Raw genomic sequence first — 17,325 nt, 5'->3', positions numbered from 1 at the left:
GCGCATGCAAGAAGGCGCCGAGCACTGGCGTCATTCCAGCCGGGGCGCACGAAGCGTGCGGGGAAACTTCATGAGCCGGCGTCAGAAGATCTGCCCCATGCGCTGCTTGAGCACCTGCGCCTGGCGTCGGCTGACGGCCACCTGGCTGCCGTCGGGCAGGGTCGCAATCGAGCCGGTGCCGATATCGGCATCGATCGCGACGATGGCGTCGAGACGCAGGATGTCGCCGCGACCGACGCGGAAGAAGTAGTTCGGATCCAACCGCTGCTCGATCCGGTTCAGCGAGCTCTGCAGCCAGCTCTTGCCATGCGCGCAGTGGATACGGGCATGGTTGCCGATGCTCTCGAAGCGGTCGATCTCCCGCAGTCGCACGATGCGCGCCTGTTCGCCGAAGCGCAGCAGCAGACCATGGTCGTAGGGCAGCACGCTGCGTGCTGCCGGCTGCGAGCGCAGGCGCTCGAGCGTATCGGCCAGGCGTTCGGGCACCACGGGCTTGACCAGGTAATCGACGGCGTTGAGCCCGAAGGCATCGATCGCGAAGCTGTCGTAGGCCGTGCAGAACACGAAGCGTGCCTGTCCGGCGAGTTCGGCGGCCAGTGTCAGGCCGGTGGTTTCCGGCATCTGGATGTCGAGGAACACCACGTCGGGCGACAGTTCCGCCACCTGTTGCAGCGCGGTCGCTGCGTTGTCGGCTTCGCCGACGATCTCCACGTCCGGATGCGCACCGAGCAGGCGCCGCAGTTCGGTACGCGCCAGACGCTCGTCGTCGACCAGCAGCACGCGGATCATCGCGGCAGCTCCAGACGGACCAGGAAGCGCCCGTCGCCATCGTCGACATGCAGCCCGGCCCGCTCGTCGCCGGACAGGCTCACGCGTTCGCGCAGGTTGGACAGGCCGTGGCCGCCACTGTGGTCGGCGACACCGCGGCCGACGCTGTTCTCGACCTCCAGCGTCCAGCCCGGACCGCGCGTCCGGGCGCGGATCACCAGATTGCCGCCATCGCGGTTCGGCGCAATGCCGTGTTTGATCGCGTTCTCCACCAGCGTCAGCAGGGTCATGATCGGCAGCGTGCGGGGCATGAGCGCAGGGTCGAGGTCGACCTCCAGCCGCAGTCGCTCTTCCAGCCGGACCGCCTCGAGGTCGAGATAACGGCGGGCGATCTCCCAGTCCTCGCCCAGGGTGACCTCGGTGCGGATGCCGGCGCTGAGATGGAAGCGGAAGAGTTCCGACAGCTGGGTGACCAGTTCCGCGGCGCGCTCGCGATCCTCGAAGATCATGCCGCGGATGGTGTTGAACGCATTGAACAGGAAGTGCGGGCTGAGCTGATGCGTCAGCAGGCGCAGGCGCGCGTCACGGACCTGGCGCTGCAGTTGCCGCCGGCTCTCGAAGGCCTTCCAGGCCAGATACAGCACCGACCACAGCAGCAGGATGGTGAACTGGTTGAAGCCGCCGAGCAGGATCAGCTGGGTGGCGTCGACGTTGTAGTCGTAGGCGCTGTCGCCGGCGCGGAAGCTGATCTGCTCGAAGTTGATGCCGTCGTGCGGCGTGAGCAGCCGGCCGGACAGATAGCTGGCCAACAGGTTCGCGTAGCCGAACAGCACCAGCAGGCCCAGACCCGCAAGCACCGTGCGCAAGGCCGGGCGGCGGTGGACGAAGAACATGAGCAGCAGCGGGCGGATCAGCACATGCGTGAACACCAGCAGCAGCCCGGCATCGATCGGGAAGCGGGCGATCATGTGCGCCGGCTGGCGGGTCTGCGCGCCGTCCACGTGCGTCAGCCCGAACATCATCAGGGCCGAGATGCCGAAGAACACGCAGAAGAACGCCGCCTGCGCGAGCCAGTAGGCACCGCTGGCATGGGTCAGGTGCCAGTACCACTGCGCGGCGAAGGGATGTCCGGGGGCGGGTGGGCTCGTCATTCGTATCGCAATGCGTCAATGGGATGCAGCCGGGATGCCTTCACTGCCGGCGCAAGTCCGAACACGATGCCGATCAGCGACGTGAATCCCAGTGCCAGCATCATCGCCCAGACCGGCACCGCCGCGCCGCTCATGCCCGGAATGAACAGTGAGAGCAGCGCCGCCAGCCCCCAGCCGAGCAACAGGCCGACCAGACCGCCGAACAGCGACAGCACGATCGCTTCGATCAGGAACTGCACCAGGATGAAGCGCGGCGTGGCACCGAGTGCCTTGACGATGCCGATCTCCCGGGTGCGCTCGGTCACCGACACCAGCATGATGTTCATGATGCCGATGCCGCCGACGATCAGGCTGATGCCGACGACACCGCCGGCGACCAGTGTCACGCCGCGGATGATCGCGTCGAACTGTGCGCGGATGCGCTCGGCAGTGATGAATTCGAACGGGTCGGGCTCGCCTTCGGCTACGCGGTGACGGGCGCGCAGGATCTGCCCCATCTGCGCCTGGATCGCCGGCAGCTGTCCGGCACTCGCGGGCCGGAACATGATCTCGATGTTGCGCTCGACCCGTTCGCCGTTGAGCGAGCGCATCGTCGAAAACGGTGCGATCACGTAATTGTCCTGGTCCATGCCGAACAGGCTGCCGCGGCGTTCGGCGACGCCGATGACCCGGAACCATTCGCCCCCGATGCGCACGAACTGGCCGACCGGATCCCCTGTCATCTCCAGTTTGTCGACCACACTGGGGCCCAGTACCGCGACCCGGCGCCGGCGTTCGTCGTCGCTGGTGGTCAGGAATCGGCCGCGCTCGGGATACACCCGCACCACGTTCTGGTAGCTGCTGTCGGTCCCGATGATCTGCGACTGCGTGGTGTTGCGGCCGTACGCAACGCCGCTGCCGAAGCTGAAAGCCTGCATCTGTGCGGTCATGTCCAGCACACCCGTCACCCGGCCCTGCAGCGCGAGGAAATCGTTGTAGTGGATGCGGTTGCCGGTACCGAGCATCGTCTGCTCGGGCGAGGTCCAGGCGCGCAGGGTGACGGTGTCGCTGCCCAGATCGTCGAGCTGGGCGGTGATGTTGCGGCTCAGGCCCTGCATGATCGCGACCACCGCGATCACTGCCGCGACACCGATGATGATGCCCAGCGCAGTGAGCGCGCTGCGCAATGCATTGGCGCGGATCGCAGCGAATGCCGCGCGACTGCCCTCGAGCACCGCGTGCGCCAGTCCACTGGAGCGGTCGTCCGTCGCGGCATCGCGATGCGCGCTCACGACACGCGCCCCGCGCCCGGCTGCCGCCGGTCCTCGGCGATGCGGCCATCGACCAGACGGATGCTGCGGCGGCAATGGTCGGCAATTTCCGTTTCGTGGGTGACCAGGATGATGGTCTGCCCTTCGTCGTGGAGGGCGTCGAACAGACGCATGATGCTGGCCGTCGTACTGCTGTCGAGATTGCCGGTGGGCTCGTCACCGAGCAGGATGCGCGGCCGTGTCACCAGCGCGCGGGCAATCGCGACACGCTGCCGCTGGCCGCCCGACAACTGTCCGGGCAGGTTGTCGAGCTTGTCGGCCAGACCGACGCGCTGCAGGGCTTCGAGCGCACGCTGCCGCCGTTCGGCATTGCCCATGCGGCGGTACACGAGCGGCTGCACGACGTTGGCCAGCACGCTCGCGCGGGGCAGCAGGTTGAAGCTCTGGAAGATGAAGCCGATCGCCCGGTTGCGTGCGATGGCGAGCCGCTCCTCGTCCAGGCCCGCGACATCTTCGCCATGGAGCCGGTAGTGGCCGGCATCGGGGACATCGAGGCAGCCGAGCAGGTTCATCAGTGTCGACTTGCCCGAGCCCGAAGGACCGACGATGGCGACGTATTCGTTCTCGTCGATACGCAGGGACAGATCGTCCAGCGCGGTGAACCAGCCGTCGCCGATCCGGTACCGCTTGGTGATGGCATCCAGTTCGATCACCGGCGTGGCGCTCATGGCGCGCTGCCGGTGGACGACGCAGCTTCGGGACGGGACCCGGGCGCATCGTCAATGATCCCGACGCGCTGGCCCTCGCCCAGTTGCGCCAGGACCCGGCCGGGGCCGGTGACGACGCGCTGGCCTGCCGCGAGGCCGGATTCGACGGCCTGCTCGATGTCGTTCGACAAGCCTGGCGTCACCGGGGTCCGTCGCACTGTGCCGTCGTCGGCCAGCCGCCAGACGAACGCCCCGACCGCATCACGGCGCAAGGCGGCGACGGGCATCTTGAGCGTGTCCTCGCCCTGCGCGGTGACGATCTCGGCCCGGCAGCTCATGCCCGGCGACAGGTCGCTGCCGCCGCCATCCAGCAACACGCGTACACGGAACGCGAGGCCTTCGGTCGTGCCGATCTTGCGCGCGGACGAACCGATGTGGACCACACGTCCCGGAATCGCGGCCTCCGGTCGCGCAGCCGCGAACACGTCCACGGACTGGTCGAGGCGGATCCGGGCGATGTCGGCTTCGTCGACGCGCAGTTCGGCGAGTAGTGCGCTGGTGTCGGCCAGCGTCATCAGGTCCGAGCCGACGATGTTCGTCGTGCCGGCGATGACCGTCTCGCCGGGCTTGATGTCGACCGAGATGATGCGTCCGGCGATCGGCGCGCGGAACTCGCTGCGGCGCAGCTGGTCGGCGGCCTGGTCACGCAGCGCCTGCTGCTGCGCCAGCGCCTGCTGGGCCTCGCCGACCTGCAAGGCCGACATCTGCTGGCGGCTGCGCAGCTGGTCCACCATGTCGCGACTGACAAGCTGCCGCTCGAGCAGATCGCGCTGGCGCTGCAGCTGGCGGCGCAGATCGGTATCCGCTTCGCGCAGGCGACGGATCGACAATTGCGCCGATTCCACGCCCGCGTTCGCGCTGGCCAGATTCGCGGCGAAAGTCTCGCGGTCGAGGAACAGCAGCAGCTGCCCCTGTTCGACCTGGTCGCCTTCTTCCACCAGAACCTCGGCGACGCGGCCACTGACTTCCGGCCGGAGCTGGATCTGGGTCTCGAACACCAGATTGCCCGAGGCCAGCGTCGTGTCGGCCAGCGGCCCCTGGGTGACGCTGGCGACCGTGGCGTCGGGCGCGCGTCCACCGCGGCCGGAGGACAGCCACACCAGCAGGGCGATGCCGGCGATCAGGCCCAGGGCAATGAGCAGCTTCTTCTTCATGCAAGCAGCGCCCAGATGCCGAACACGAGGATCCAGGGCAGGGCGGCGAGGCCCGCTGCACGCACCCACGAGGCCTGTGTCCAGACCCGGAAGCCCACGGCCGCCAGTACGATCGACCACACCTGGAAGACACCCAGGTTCGAGGCCCAGTTGAACCAGCGGTGGTCCGGCGGCAGGTCGAGCACCAGACCGTTGAGCGAGGCATAGCCCATCAGCGCCAGCGGCTGGTCCGGCGTCGAGGCGAGCAGTGCGAGCGCGATCAGGCCGATCGCGTAGAGCATTTGCGGCAGTTGGGCCCAAGTCGTCAGGCGCAGCCACTGGCTCCAGCGATGGCGGACGTCGCCGCGGGTCGCCACCCGTTCGAGCAGCATGTAGACCGAACCGAGCAGCACGATCAGCAGGCCGCTCATGAGTACGCCGCCGATCGCGCTGATCACGGCGGTGTGCGAGGCCATCGCCAGGAGCTGCGGGCGCGCCTGTGCCAGTTCCTGATCGGACATCCGCGATCCCATCTGCAGGATCTGTTGCTCGACGATCCACTCGGGTGACATCGGCCCGATGAAGACGAACATCGCGAGCACGGTGGTCACCGCGATGAGCGCGAACGCAGACCAGCCCCAGAAGCGTCGGGCCGGCAGGGCCGCGAATACGGAGGCCGGTGCGACGAACAGATCGATCAGGCCACTGGCGAAGTTCGGGCTGGGACGGGACATGGCGCACCTCGAGGTTGTCGAGGGGCCAACATCGCAGTCCGGATCAGCCGTGGGCGGCGGAAAGTGACCGGCGGTCGAGCGACGTGTGGAACGGTCGGCACGCGGGGTCCGGATCGCTTTTCGAATGCGCTGCCGGCCTGCGCGGCCGGGGCGGGCCTAGAACTCCAGATCCAGCGAGGCGCACAGGTAGTCGACGAACGGCGCCAGCGTGACCAGATCGGCGGCAATCGTCTGCCGCAGCTTCGGGCCGGTCATCGCGTCGTCGTCGAGCGTGCGCCAGAACACCCAGTTGCGATGCTTGAGATCGTCGATGAATTCGAACTGCGGCTCGAAGCCGCGCGGCGGGCGGACCAGCATCTCGCTCGTCTCGAATTCGAACTTCTTGCGCAGCTCGGTCGCGTGCGCAGCGGCCTTCCAGCTTTCCGGGTTGTCGACGATGAACTGCCGGACTTTCCGCTGGGTGTCGGATTCGGGATGCCACAGGCCGGCGCCGACGAAGCTGCCGCCCGGCTGCAGGTGCACGTAGAACGACGGCGCGGCGGTTTCGCGGCGGCGCTCATGGAACAGCCGCGCGCCCTGCCAGGTCTTGTACGGCGACTTGTCGTTGGAGAAGCGTGCGTCGCGATGGATGCGGAACAGCGAGCCGCCGACGGTGCGCGTGTCGGCGCGGAAATGGGCACTGACCGCGGCGACATCCGGCTGCAGATCGCCGATCAGACGCAGGAACGGCTGGCGCACGTGCGCCTCGTAGTCCTTGCGGTGTTCCTCGAACCACGGCTTCTCGTTGTGACGCGCAAGCGCGCGCAGGAACTTGAAACTCTTGTCGCTGAAGTACGTGGTCATGCGGAATGGGTGGGCAGCGTGGGGGACGGATGCAGGCGCGTGTGCAGGCTCTGGCCCCAGTCGCTGAGGGCATCGAGCAGCGGCAGGCGCCGTGCGTCGGTGGGATCTTCGGCGCGCAAGGCGTCGATCTGCGTGAAGTAGCTGGCGAAATCCTGCTCGGCCTGCGTCGTACCGGGCGCCAGGCGCGCGCGGCGGTAGTCGTCCCAGCGCAGCTGTTCGTCGGGGTTGAGCGTGTCCGGCCAGTTGCGTGCGCGGTAGCGGAGCAGCAGCGCATCGAGGCGCGGATCCTCGAATCCGAAATCGCATGCGCCCAGCAGGGTCGGCGGCGTCGCGCGGACCTGGGCCATGCGGCGCTTGTCGCCGTCGCCGGCGAAACCGTCGTAGAGCGCGCCGTCGGGATCGGACGGTCCGAATTCGCGCTCGACCGCGAACACCTGGCGGATCTTCTCGGCCAGTGCTGGGCCGGCGGCGCGCAGCCGGGCGGCGCGTCGTTCGATGTCTGCCGGATCGATCGACAGCCGCTCGAAATCCGCCTCGCGCAGATGACTCCAGGCCACCAGCGCCGGGCAGCGGTTGCTGTGCACTTCCTTGAGCGGAATGCGCGCGACGCCTTCGGGCAGATCTTCGCGGCGCACGAAGACGCGCGCGGCGATCGCTTCGGCATCAAGGTCGAGCAGCCAGTCCGGATCGCCATCGAGGTCGAACACCACGACGCGGCTGTCGATGCGTGGATGCCGCGCGATCGGCAGCACCGGCGCCGCGCACAGGCGCGCGGCCGGGTAGCGCTGCGACACGTGCAGCACCGGCGTCATCGCGATGGTGTCGAGCATCGATGCCGCATGGCGCTTGTCGCGCAGCTTCGCCGCGTAGTCCCACAACCGCGGCTGCGCGTTGCGGAACAGGCGCGCGAGACCGATCAACGCGCGCACATCCGACAGCGCCTCGTGCGCGTCACCGGTGCGCACGTTGTTGGCCGTCGCCAGATGCTCGAGCTTGAACGAGGTCGCGCCGTCCTCGCGCCTCGGCCACACCAGCCCCTCGGGGCGCAGCGCATGCCACAGGCGCATCACGTCGAGCAGATCCCAGCGCGAATTGCCGCTGCGCCACTCGCGCTCGTAGGGATCGTGGAAATTGCGGTAGAGGCCGAAGCGCACGAACTCGTCGTCGAAGCGCAGCGAGTTGTAGCCCAGCGTGCAGGTCTTCGGCCGCGCCATTTCCTCATGGATCCGCGCGAACGCATCGGCCTCGGGCATGCCTGCGGCCAGCGCGTGCTGCGGGGTGATGCCGGTGATCAGCGTCGCGATGGGCGAGGGCAGCAGATCGTCGGCAGGCCGGACGAAGAAGTCGATCGGGTCGTCGATCTCGTTGAGTTCGGCATCGGTGCGAATCGCGGCGAACTGCGCGATGCGCGTGCGGCGCGGATCGGAACCGAAGGTTTCCAAATCGTAGAAGAGAAAGCTGTCGCTCACGCCGGCATATCCTCCAGCGGCGTCAGCAGCTCGCGCACTTCGGCGTCGATCGCGTCCCAGTCCAGCGTCGCCAGCGAGGCATGCCCCGCGGTCGCGCGTTCGAGGATGCCGCGTTGCAGGTCGGTGCGCGTCATCGCCAGCGAGTAGGGGATGCGCATGAAGGTGACCATCGCGTAGTGCGGCACGAAGCGGCCGGGATGGCGGTCCTGCAACGCGAGTTCCAGCTCGCGCTGGAGCAGATAGTCGGCATCGTCGACGCGGTTGCGCATCTCCAGATAGTTGTCGAGCGCCATACGCTGGATCGCAGCGGCGTCGGGTTTGCGCTCGACCTCGAAGGCGGCGAACGCGGTCGCGAGATCGTCGTGCGCATCCAGCTGCCGGGCCAGCGCGACGCAGTCCTCGAACGCGCAATTCATGCCCTGGCCGTGGAAGGGCACCATCGCGTGCGCCGCGTCGCCCAGCAGTACCGCGCGGCCATCGAGATGCCAGCGGTCGAGATACAGCGTGGCCAGCTGGCCGACCGGGTTGCCGCTCCAGTCACGGTCGAACTCGGGAATCAGTGCCAGCGCGGACGGAAAGTCGCGCTCGAAGAACGCGCGCGCCGCGGCGACGTCGTCCAGCTGATCGAACGCGGGCCCTCCATCCGGTCCGGCGTGGTGGGGCAGGAACAGGGTGACGGTGAAGGTCTTTTCGTCGTTGGGCAGCGCGATGCACATGTAATGCCCGCGCGGCCAGATGTGCAGCGCGTTGGGCTCGATGCGGAAGCCGCCGTCGGCGGTCGGCGGAATCTCGAGTTCCTTGTAGCCATGATCGAGGAAATCGCTGCGCTGGCCGAGATCGCGCACGCGATGCATCGCGCCGCGCAGTGCAGAGCCCGCACCGTCGGCGCCGATCAGCGCTTCGAACTGCACTTCGCGCGTGCTGTCGTCGCGCGGATCTCGGAACACCGCCCGCTTCGAATCGAAGTTCACCGCGTCCAGGCCGGCATCGAAATGCAGCCGCGCGCCGGCAGCCTCCGCCAGATCGAGCAGCACGATGTTGAGATCGCCGCGATGCACCGACCAGATGACTTCGTCGTCGTCGCGGCCGTAGCGCTGCAGCACCGGCTCGGTGTCGCCGACGTGGACCATGCGGCCGCGCATCATGATCGCGTGGTGCATCACCGCGTCATCCGCATCGGCGGCGCGTAGTGCATGCCGGCCGCGTTCGGCCAATGCCAGATTGATCGAACGGCCGCCGCCGTAGCCCTGCACGCGCGGATCCCCGCGCTTCTCGTACAGATCCACGTCCCAGCCGCGACGGCGCAGCAGGATGCCGAGCAGGGCGCCGGCCAGGCCCGCGCCGATGATCGTCAGATGGCGTGCGGGTGCCGTCACGCGTCGCGCCAGCGCGCCACGGTGCGCACGAAGCGCAGCACGTCGCCGTGGGTGTTGTAGAGCGGCGCGGGCGAGATGCGGATCACGTCGGGCTCGCGCCAGTCGCCGAGCACGCCGTTGTCGGACAGGTATTCGAACAACGCGCGGCCCTGCTCGCGACCGCCGCGCACACGCAGCGACAGCTGGGCGCCGCGACGCGCGAGATCACGCGGCGTGGCGATGTCGAGTACGTCGTCGAGCTGGCTGCGGATCAGCGTTTCCAGATAGCCGGTCAGCGTTTCCGACTTCGCCCGCAGTGCCGGCATGCCGGCCACGGTGAACAGGTCCAGCGATGCGCGCAGCGGCGCGAGGCCGAGGATCGGCGGATTGCTGAGCTGCCAGCCTTCGGCGCCCGGCGTGGGCTGGAAATCCGGCCCCATGCGGAAACGCGTCGCCGCGTCGTGGCCCCACCAGCCGGCAAAGCGCGGGCGGTCGGTCTGCGCGTGCCGCGCGTGCACGAAGGCGCCGGCCACCGCACCCGGACCGCTGTTGAGGTACTTGTAGTGGCACCACACGGCAAAGTCGGCATTGCTGTCGTGCAGCTGCAGCGGCAGGTTGCCGGCCGCATGCGCGAGATCGAAACCGACGACCGCGCCCGCGGCATGACCGAGTCGCACGATCTCCGCGAGATCGAAAGCCTCGCCGGTGCGGTACTGCACGCCCGGCCACAGCACCAGCGCGACGCGATGGCCGTGTTGTTCGATGGCGGCGGCGATCGCGTCCATGCCGAACAGGCCGTCCGCGCCGGGTTGCACTTCGATCAGATCGGTGGCCGGGTCGAAGCCGTGGAAGCGCACCTGCGATTCCAGCGCATAGCGATCGGACGGAAACGCGCCGGCCTCCATCAGGATCGCCGGACGCTCGGCGGTCGGGCGATAGAAACCGACCATCAGGAAATGCAGGTTCGCAGTCAGCGAGTTCATCGCGACCACTTCTTCCGGCTGGGCGCCGACGATCTCGGCCAGCTGTGCACCGACCAGGCCGTGATAGGTCATCCACTGCGAGTTGCCGCGGAAGTGGCCTTCGACCGCTTCCATCGCCCACTTGTCGAGCACGTCCTCGACCTGCGCGCGCACGCCGCGCGGCTGCAGCCCGAGCGAATTGCCGACGAAGTAGGCCTGCTCCACATCGCCGAAGCGCGGCAGATGGAATTGCGCGCGGAAGCGCTGCAGCGGATCGGCGGCGTCGGCGGAGGCGGCGTAGTCGTCGGAGAACAGCGTGTGCGGATCGGTCATGGAATGCATTCGGTCGAAGGTCGCGCTGATGCGCGACGCGTTAAAGAGGGGTGGGGCGTCGCGATCACGCGAAGCGGCCGGGTGACAGCCCCAGCCATTCGAGCGCGGTGCCGTGATACAGGCGCGCCCGCGAAGCGTCGTCGAGCGGAATCTCCTCGATGCCGGCGCCCGGCACCTGTTCGCCGAGCGGGAACGGATAGTCGGTGCCGAGCATCACCCGGTCCGCGCCACAGGTGTCGAGCAGGTACTGCAGCGCCCGCGGGTCGGCCACCCAGGAATCGAAATACAGCTGCTTGAGATAGCCGCGCGGATTGTGCGGATTGTCGGTCGCGACGAGGTCGGGGCGCATGTTGAAGCCGTGTTCGATGCGGCCGATCGTGTACGGAAAACTGCCGCCGCCATGCGCCATGCAGATCTTGAGTTTCGGCAGCCGTTGCAGCACGCCGCCGAACACCAGGCAACACGCCGCGCGCGACTGCTCGGCCGGCATGCCGACCAGCCACGGCAGCCAGTATTTGGGCATCGACTCGCTGCCCATCATGTCCCAGGGATGCACGAGCACCGCCGCGCCCAGATCGGCCGCCGCTTCGAAGAACGGGAACAGTTCCGGCGCGTCGAGATTCCAGTCACCGATGTGGCTGCCGATCTGCACGCCCTGCAGGCCGAGCTGGTCGACGCAGCGCTCGAGTTCCTGGATCGCCAGCCGCGGCGACTGCATCGGCACCGTGCCGATGCCGGCGTAATGGCGCGGATGCGCGGCGACGGTCGCGGCCATGTGGTCGTTGAGTGACTGGTGCAGTTCCAGGGCATGCGCCGGCTTCGCCCAGTAACTGAACATCACCGGCACCGTGCTGATGACCTGCACCTGCACGCCGAAGCGCGCGTAGTCGTCGATGCGTTCCTGCGCGTCCCAGGTCTTGGACCAGATCTCGCGGAAGAAACGCCCGTCCTTGTAGATGCGGTGGCGGCCGTCATCGGTGTGGTGGATGACCGGGAACCGCGCCTCGCCATATTTCGATGCCAGATCCGGCCACTCGCGTGGCAGGTAGTGGGCGTGGATATCGATCTTCAGCATGGCGGTCATCCTAGACGACCGGCCCGCGCCGATCACGCCGCAGGCGCACAGCCGGTTCAGGGGTGGCGGATGCGGCAGTCAGGTGATATCGGCCAGCGTGTCCGGATCGGGATCGTAGCGGGCGGGGCGCGGGTTGAGATGCCCGCAGGCTTCGCAGGTGCGATGTTCGATCGAGCCGTAGAAGCGGTCGAACACGGGCGGGAAATCCTGTTCGATGTCGTGCAGGTGGAAGTACTGTTCGAACAGCGTGTGGTTGCAGCGTTCGCAGAACCACAGCAGGCCGTCCTGCTCATGCGGCAGGCGCTTGCGCTCGATGACCAGGCCGATCGAATCCGGGCCGCGCTGCGGCGAGTGCGGCACCTTCGACGGCAGCAGGAAGGTCTCGCCGGCGCGGATGGGAATGTCGCGGACCCGGCCGTCTTCCTGGATGCGCAGCACCATCTCGCCTTCGAGTTGGTGGAACCACTCCGGGCCTTCTTCCCAGTGGTAATCGGTGCGTGCGTTCGGCCCGCCGACGACCATGACGATGAAATCGCCGTCGTAGATGCATTTGTTACCGACCGGCGGCTTGAGCAGATGGCGGTGCTCGTCGATCCACTTCTGGAAGTTCAGCGGTCCGGGGATCATCGGTTCACTCCTTCGGCTCGGCGACGCACTTGAGTTCGATCGCGATGGGTGTCGGCAAGGCGTCGATGCCCAGCGTCGTGCGGCAGGGCGCGGTGGCGGGATCGGGGAAATACTCGGCCCAGACCGCGTTGTAGCTGGCGAAATCGCCGGCCATGTCGGTGAGGTAGACGGTCACGTCGACAAGGTCCTCCCAGCGCGCACCGCTGGCGTCGAGCACCGTGCGCACATTGGCGAGCACCGCATGCGTCTGCGCAGCGATGTCGTGGCCGATCACGTGGCCTCCGTCATCGAGCACGTTGCCCGGCACCGAATCGGTCGCAGGATCGCGCGGTCCGATGCCCGACAGGAACAGCAGTCCGCCCGCGCGACGCGCATGCGGGTAGCGACCGACCGGCCGCGGCGCTGCGCCGGCCTGGATGGCCTCAGCCATCGCGCCGGCCCTGGCTTGCAACGCGTGCGACGTCGGCTACCGCCGCCTCGTAGGCGGGCCCGATATCCGCGTGCGAGGTCACGTCCATGCCCAGCTCGCGCACGCGACCATCCCCCAACGCGTAGACCCAGCCGTGCACGGCGATCTTCTGGCCACGTGCCCAGGCGTCCCGGATCACCGTGGTCTGGCAGATGTTGAGCGCCTGTTCGATCGCATTGAGTTCGCACAGCCGTGCGTGTCGCATGCCCACGTCTTCGATGGAGTCCAGCAGTCGGCTGTGCTTGTGCGCGATGTCGGCGACATGACGCAGCCAGTTGTCCGCCAGGCCCACGCGTGCGCCGGTCAGGGCGGCATGCACGCCGCCGCAGCCGTAATGGCCGACCAGCAGGATGTGTTCGACCTTGAGCACGTCGACAGCGAACTGGATCACCGACAGCGCATTGAGATCGCCGTGCGAGAGCACGTTGGCGATGTTGCGGTGGACGAAGACCTCGCCCGGGTCGAGCCCGAGGATCTGGTTCGCCGGCACGCGCGAGTCGGAACAGCCGATCCACAGGTAGCGCGGGATCTGCTGGTTTTCCAGACGGTGGAAGTAATCCGGGTCCTCGCGCACGGCGCGCTCGGCCCAGTCACGGTTGTTCTGCAGAAGATTGTCGAGTTCGCCCATGTTGCGATTATCCCAGAGACAGGCCGACGTTCTTCGGCTCGGTGAAGAAACGCATCGCTTCCTTGCCGCCCTCGCGGCCGAGACCGGACGCGCCGGTACCGCCGAAGGGCGTGCGCAGGTCGCGCATCAGCCAGGTGTTGATCCAGACCATGCCCACATGCAGCGCCGCAGCGAGGCGGTGCGCGCGGGTCAGGTCGCGTGTCCAGATGACAGCCGAAAGGCCGTAGTCGCCGGCGTTCGCCAGCGCGAGTGCGTGCGCATCGTCGTCGAAGGGTTGCAGTGTGACCACCGGCCCGAAGATCTCCTCGCGGTTGGTCGCGCAGTCCGGCCCGAGACCGTCGATGACGGTCGGGGCGATGAACCAGCCCGGCCGCTCCAGCGCATGGCCGCCGCACAGCACGTGGCCGCCTTCATCGCGGGCGCGCGCGATCGCGGCGAGCACCTTCTCGTGGTGCGCCTGCGACACCAGCGGGCCCATGCGCGCGTCGGGGTCCATCGGATCGCCGACCTGCAACGCGAGCACCTCGGCCACGAAGCGCTCGCGGAAGGACTCATAGATGCCGCGTTCGACAAGGATCCGCGAGCCGCACAGGCAGATCTGCCCTGCGTTCTGGAAGGCCGAGCGCACCAGCGTGGAGAGTTGTGATTCCCAGTCGCTGTCGGCGAAGACCAACGTCGCGTTCTTGCCGCCGAGTTCCAGCGAGGCCTTCTTCAGCTGCGCACCGGTGCGCGCGCCGATGCGACGGCCGACCGCGGTGCTGCCGGTGAACGACACCGCGCGCACGCGTGGATCGTCGATCACCGCATCGCCGACCTCGGCGCCGATGCCGTGCACGACATTGAGCACGCCCGGCGGCAGCCCGATCTCGCCCGACAGCGAAGCGAACAGCGACGCGCTGGCCGGGGTGATTTCCGAAGGTTTGGCGACCACCGTATTGCCGGCTGCGAGGGCGGGCGCGATCTTCCAGGTGAACAGATACAGCGGCAGGTTCCACGGCGAGATCGCCGCGACCACGCCCAGTGGCGCGCGCAGCGTGTAATTCAGGCCGGCCTCGCCGTGATGCGACTCGCTGGCGAACTGCGTAGCCGCATGCGCGAAGAAGCGCAGGTTGGCGACCGCGCGCGGGATTTCGGCATCGCGGGCGAGGGCGAACGGCTTGCCGCCATCGCGGGCCTCGGCATGGGCGAAGTCGTCGATCCGGGAGTCAAGCGCCGCGGCGAGCTTTTCGAGCCACGCCGAGCGTGCGCTGTTCGGCAATGCGGCCCAGGCAGGCGCGGCGCGGGCGGCGGCGGAGATCGCGGCCTCGATATCGGCGGCGTCGCCGGCGGCGACTTCTGCGTAAATGCGACCCGTCGCCGGCTCGTGCACCGGCAGCCAGTGATCCCGGCCGGGTGCGAGCGCAGCGCCATCGATCCAGTGCGTCAGCCGTTGCATGTCGCCAGCTTACCCGAGGCGTCAAGCCGCTCAGGTCTGGCAGCCCTTGCACCAGTACAGGCGGCGCCCGGCCAGACGTTCCTCGACGATGCGGCCGTCGCCGCGCGAGCAGGGATCGCCCTTGCGCTCGAACACCTCGAAGCCGAACTGCGCGCGGGTTTTCGCGAGGTAGTCCTTGCCCGGCGGCAGCGCGTCGTCGTGCTTGGCGCGATACGCGCGCCGCGGGACGTCGAGCAGCGCATTCGCGAGGCGACGCCGCTCGCCGGTCGTGAGGTCCTGCAGCAGCCGGTGCGGCGACAGCTTGGCTTTGAAGAGCACTTCCGAGCGCAGGTAGTTGCCCATGCCGGCTGCGAATCCCTGGTCGAGCAACAGCATGGCCAGCGTGCGCCGGGCGAAGCGGGGCGTGCGCATGTGCGCGAGCAGGGCCTTGGCATCGACCGCGGGATCGAGAACATCGGGGCCGAGCTTCGACAGATAGGGCTGAGCGCCGAGTTCGTCGGTACGCCATAGCGAGATCGACGGCGCGGCGTACAGCGCCGCGACACCGCGCACGGTCGCCAGCACCAACCGCGGCGGCGCGCCGTCGGGGAGGGCATCGAGGTCTTCGACGAAACGCCAGAAGCCGAACAGGTGGCTGTGGGTGTACAGCGTCCAGCCGCCTTCGACGGCGGTCAGCAGCGCCTTGCCACGCGCCTCCACTGCGAGCACGCGCTGGCCTTCGAGCAGGCCGCGCCGGCTCTGCAGCGCGGGATCGATGAAGCGCACATGCGTCAGCGTCTCGTCGACGAGCAGGGTCGACAGGCGATCGGCGAGTGCGTGGGTTTCGGGGCCTTCGGGCATCGACGCATCGAAGCAATGGACGCGTCGCGGCGTCGTGACATTCGCGACGCGCGTGCGCCGATCAGATCGACGCCATCCGTCCGCCATCGACCGGCAGACTCACGCCGGTGACATAAGCCGCGGCCGGCGCACACAGGAACGCGATGACACCGGCGGTCTCCGATGCCTCCGCGAACCGTCCGGCGGGCACGCTGGCGCGCATCGACGCCAGCACCGCATCTTCGTCCTGGCCGGTGCGGCGGATACGATCGGCCACGACCTGGTCGATGCGGCCGGTGCGGGTGTAGCCCGGCAGCACGTTGTTGACGGTGATGCCGTCGGGCGCGAGTTCGCGCGACAGGGTCTTGGCCCAGCTGGCGACCGCGCCGCGCACAGTGTTCGACACGCCCAGGCCGGCGATGGGTTCGCGCACCGAGGTCGAGACCACATTGACGATGCGGCCCCATTTCGCAGCGCGCATCGCGGGCAGCACGGCCTGCACCAGCACCTGGCCGCCGATCAGGTGTCGACGGAACGCGGCCTCGAATGCATCAAGTGGCGCTTCGTGCGCGGTGCCGCCCGCCGGGCCGCCGGTGTTGTTGACCAGGATCTGCACTGGATACGCGGCGACGTGCGTGGCGATGGCGGCCTGCAACGCGGCGGAATCGTCCATGTCGACGGCGAGCGCGTGATGCGTCTGGCCCTGCGCGGTGGGCAGCGCATCGACGACGGCCTGCAGTGCATCCGCGCGGCGCGCGAGCACGGTCACATGTGCGCCGAGCTGGGCCAGTTCGTGCGCGGTGGCGCGGCCGATGCCTTCGGAGGCGCCGCAGACGAGGGCGTGGCGACCGGTGAGATCGAGGTCCATGCGAGGCTCCGGTGCGGAATCAGGATGCGATCGCGCGCATCATCACGGCGATCTCGCGGGCATTCGTGTCACCGGCAGACAGCGCATCGGCGACCGCGCTGCGATTGGCGGCCGGATGGTTCTGGCTGAGCTTGTGTTTGATCTCGACCGCATCGACGTGGAAGCGGAAGCCGACAATGCCGCGCAGTTGCCGGCGCTGGCGATCGTCGTCGGGCTCGAAGTGCCAACCACCGCCGACGCGGGCCTCGAAGACATCGCTGGTGCGCGCGACCAGATCGGCCAGTGCGGCCTCGTCGTCGAAGCGTTCGAGCCGGCCGCGCAGATGCGCGGTGGCGTAGTTCCACGTCGGCACGCGCGAGGCTTCGATCTTGTCCGGATACCAGCCCGGCGACACATAGGCGTGTGGACCGTGGACGATCATCAGCGCCACACCGTCGTGCGACGCCTGCGGATTCGGTCGCGCCCAGTGGCCTTCGATGTGCAGTGTGTCGCCGCCGCGCCGGTAGAGCACCGGCAACTGGCTGGCGAGCGGCGCGCCATCGGCGCCTGTCGTCACCAGCGTGACGAAAGCATCGCGCGCGAACAGCGCGTCCAGCGACTGCAGGTCATCGACGGCGAAAGCGCGGGGCGTGTACATCG

The 17,325-nt window shown here is 68.2% G+C and carries 18 protein-coding genes; all 18 read right to left on the bottom strand.

The genetic code is table 11. The annotated features are described in order from the left end of the window. Nucleotides 1-81: 81 nt before the first annotated feature. Nucleotides 82-789 (bottom strand): LytR/AlgR family response regulator transcription factor, encoded by a 708-nt coding sequence (locus AC3A4E_RS10300; protein ID WP_487631387.1) that lies wholly within the window; start codon nucleotides 787-789, stop codon nucleotides 82-84. Beyond that, entirely contained in the window at nucleotides 786-1,919 is a 1,134-nt protein-coding gene (locus AC3A4E_RS10295; protein ID WP_487631386.1) for a sensor histidine kinase, read from the bottom strand. Before AC3A4E_RS10295 ends, AC3A4E_RS10300 begins: the two co-directional genes overlap by 4 nt. Then, nucleotides 1,916-3,190, bottom strand: a complete 1,275-nt coding sequence (locus AC3A4E_RS10290) for an ABC transporter permease (protein ID WP_487631385.1) — start codon at nucleotides 3,188-3,190, stop codon at nucleotides 1,916-1,918. The genes AC3A4E_RS10295 and AC3A4E_RS10290 overlap by 4 nt, the downstream gene beginning before the upstream one ends. Beyond that, nucleotides 3,187-3,897, bottom strand: a complete 711-nt coding sequence (locus AC3A4E_RS10285; RefSeq protein WP_487631384.1) for an ABC transporter ATP-binding protein — start codon at nucleotides 3,895-3,897, stop codon at nucleotides 3,187-3,189. The genes AC3A4E_RS10290 and AC3A4E_RS10285 overlap by 4 nt, the downstream gene beginning before the upstream one ends. Further along, nucleotides 3,894-5,090: an efflux RND transporter periplasmic adaptor subunit gene (locus AC3A4E_RS10280; protein WP_487631383.1), complete on the bottom strand. Its 1,197-nt coding sequence runs from the start codon at nucleotides 5,088-5,090 to the stop codon at nucleotides 3,894-3,896. Before AC3A4E_RS10280 ends, AC3A4E_RS10285 begins: the two co-directional genes overlap by 4 nt. Then, a complete protein-coding gene (locus tag AC3A4E_RS10275; RefSeq protein ID WP_487631382.1) occupies nucleotides 5,087-5,803 on the bottom strand; it encodes a YIP1 family protein in 717 nt (238 codons plus the stop codon). Before AC3A4E_RS10275 ends, AC3A4E_RS10280 begins: the two co-directional genes overlap by 4 nt. 156 nt (nucleotides 5,804-5,959) lie before the next feature. Continuing rightward, nucleotides 5,960-6,646: a DUF2461 domain-containing protein gene (locus tag AC3A4E_RS10270; RefSeq protein WP_487631381.1), complete on the bottom strand. Its 687-nt coding sequence runs from the start codon at nucleotides 6,644-6,646 to the stop codon at nucleotides 5,960-5,962. Further along, the gene (sbcB, locus tag AC3A4E_RS10265) at nucleotides 6,643-8,115 is read right to left on the bottom strand and encodes an exodeoxyribonuclease I (RefSeq protein WP_487631380.1); all 1,473 of its coding nucleotides are present in this window, start codon (nucleotides 8,113-8,115) and stop codon (nucleotides 6,643-6,645) included. Before sbcB ends, AC3A4E_RS10270 begins: the two co-directional genes overlap by 4 nt. Then, entirely contained in the window at nucleotides 8,112-9,491 is a 1,380-nt protein-coding gene (locus AC3A4E_RS10260) for an FAD-dependent oxidoreductase (RefSeq protein ID WP_487631379.1), read from the bottom strand. The genes sbcB and AC3A4E_RS10260 overlap by 4 nt, the downstream gene beginning before the upstream one ends. Then, entirely contained in the window at nucleotides 9,488-10,765 is a 1,278-nt protein-coding gene (kynU, locus tag AC3A4E_RS10255) for a kynureninase (RefSeq protein ID WP_487631378.1), read from the bottom strand. The genes AC3A4E_RS10260 and kynU overlap by 4 nt, the downstream gene beginning before the upstream one ends. A gap of 64 nt (nucleotides 10,766-10,829) precedes the next feature. Continuing rightward, entirely contained in the window at nucleotides 10,830-11,840 is a 1,011-nt protein-coding gene (locus AC3A4E_RS10250; RefSeq protein ID WP_487631377.1) for an amidohydrolase family protein, read from the bottom strand. 78 nt (nucleotides 11,841-11,918) lie between these two features. Beyond that, on the bottom strand, nucleotides 11,919-12,467 hold the full coding sequence (locus AC3A4E_RS10245; RefSeq protein WP_487631376.1) for a 3-hydroxyanthranilate 3,4-dioxygenase: 549 nt from the start codon (nucleotides 12,465-12,467) through the stop codon (nucleotides 11,919-11,921). Between the two features lie 4 nt (nucleotides 12,468-12,471). Then, complete coding sequence (locus AC3A4E_RS10240) at nucleotides 12,472-12,897, bottom strand: RidA family protein (RefSeq protein WP_487631375.1); 426 nt, start codon at nucleotides 12,895-12,897, stop codon at nucleotides 12,472-12,474. Continuing rightward, nucleotides 12,890-13,564, bottom strand: a complete 675-nt coding sequence (can, locus tag AC3A4E_RS10235; RefSeq protein ID WP_487631374.1) for a carbonate dehydratase — start codon at nucleotides 13,562-13,564, stop codon at nucleotides 12,890-12,892. The genes AC3A4E_RS10240 and can overlap by 8 nt, the downstream gene beginning before the upstream one ends. Nucleotides 13,565-13,571: 7 nt before the next feature. Beyond that, entirely contained in the window at nucleotides 13,572-14,999 is a 1,428-nt protein-coding gene (locus AC3A4E_RS10230) for an aldehyde dehydrogenase (RefSeq protein WP_487631373.1), read from the bottom strand. A 30-nt stretch (nucleotides 15,000-15,029) separates the two neighbouring features. After that, nucleotides 15,030-15,839 carry a DNA-formamidopyrimidine glycosylase family protein gene (locus tag AC3A4E_RS10225; RefSeq protein ID WP_487631372.1) on the bottom strand — a complete coding sequence of 270 codons (810 nt, stop codon included), beginning with the start codon at nucleotides 15,837-15,839 and terminating at the stop codon, nucleotides 15,030-15,032. 61 nt (nucleotides 15,840-15,900) lie between these two features. Beyond that, nucleotides 15,901-16,686: an SDR family NAD(P)-dependent oxidoreductase gene (locus tag AC3A4E_RS10220; protein WP_487631371.1), complete on the bottom strand. Its 786-nt coding sequence runs from the start codon at nucleotides 16,684-16,686 to the stop codon at nucleotides 15,901-15,903. 19 nt (nucleotides 16,687-16,705) lie between these two features. Then, nucleotides 16,706-17,323, bottom strand: coding sequence for an FMN-binding negative transcriptional regulator (locus tag AC3A4E_RS10215; RefSeq protein ID WP_487631370.1), 618 nt, complete (start codon nucleotides 17,321-17,323; stop codon nucleotides 16,706-16,708). Nucleotides 17,324-17,325: the final 2 nt, after the last annotated feature.

Source organism: Luteimonas sp. Soil_N_1, assembly GCF_057656255.1.
The sequence above is the reverse complement of the archived record's forward strand: the minus strand, read 5'-3'. Positions and strand labels throughout refer to the sequence as shown.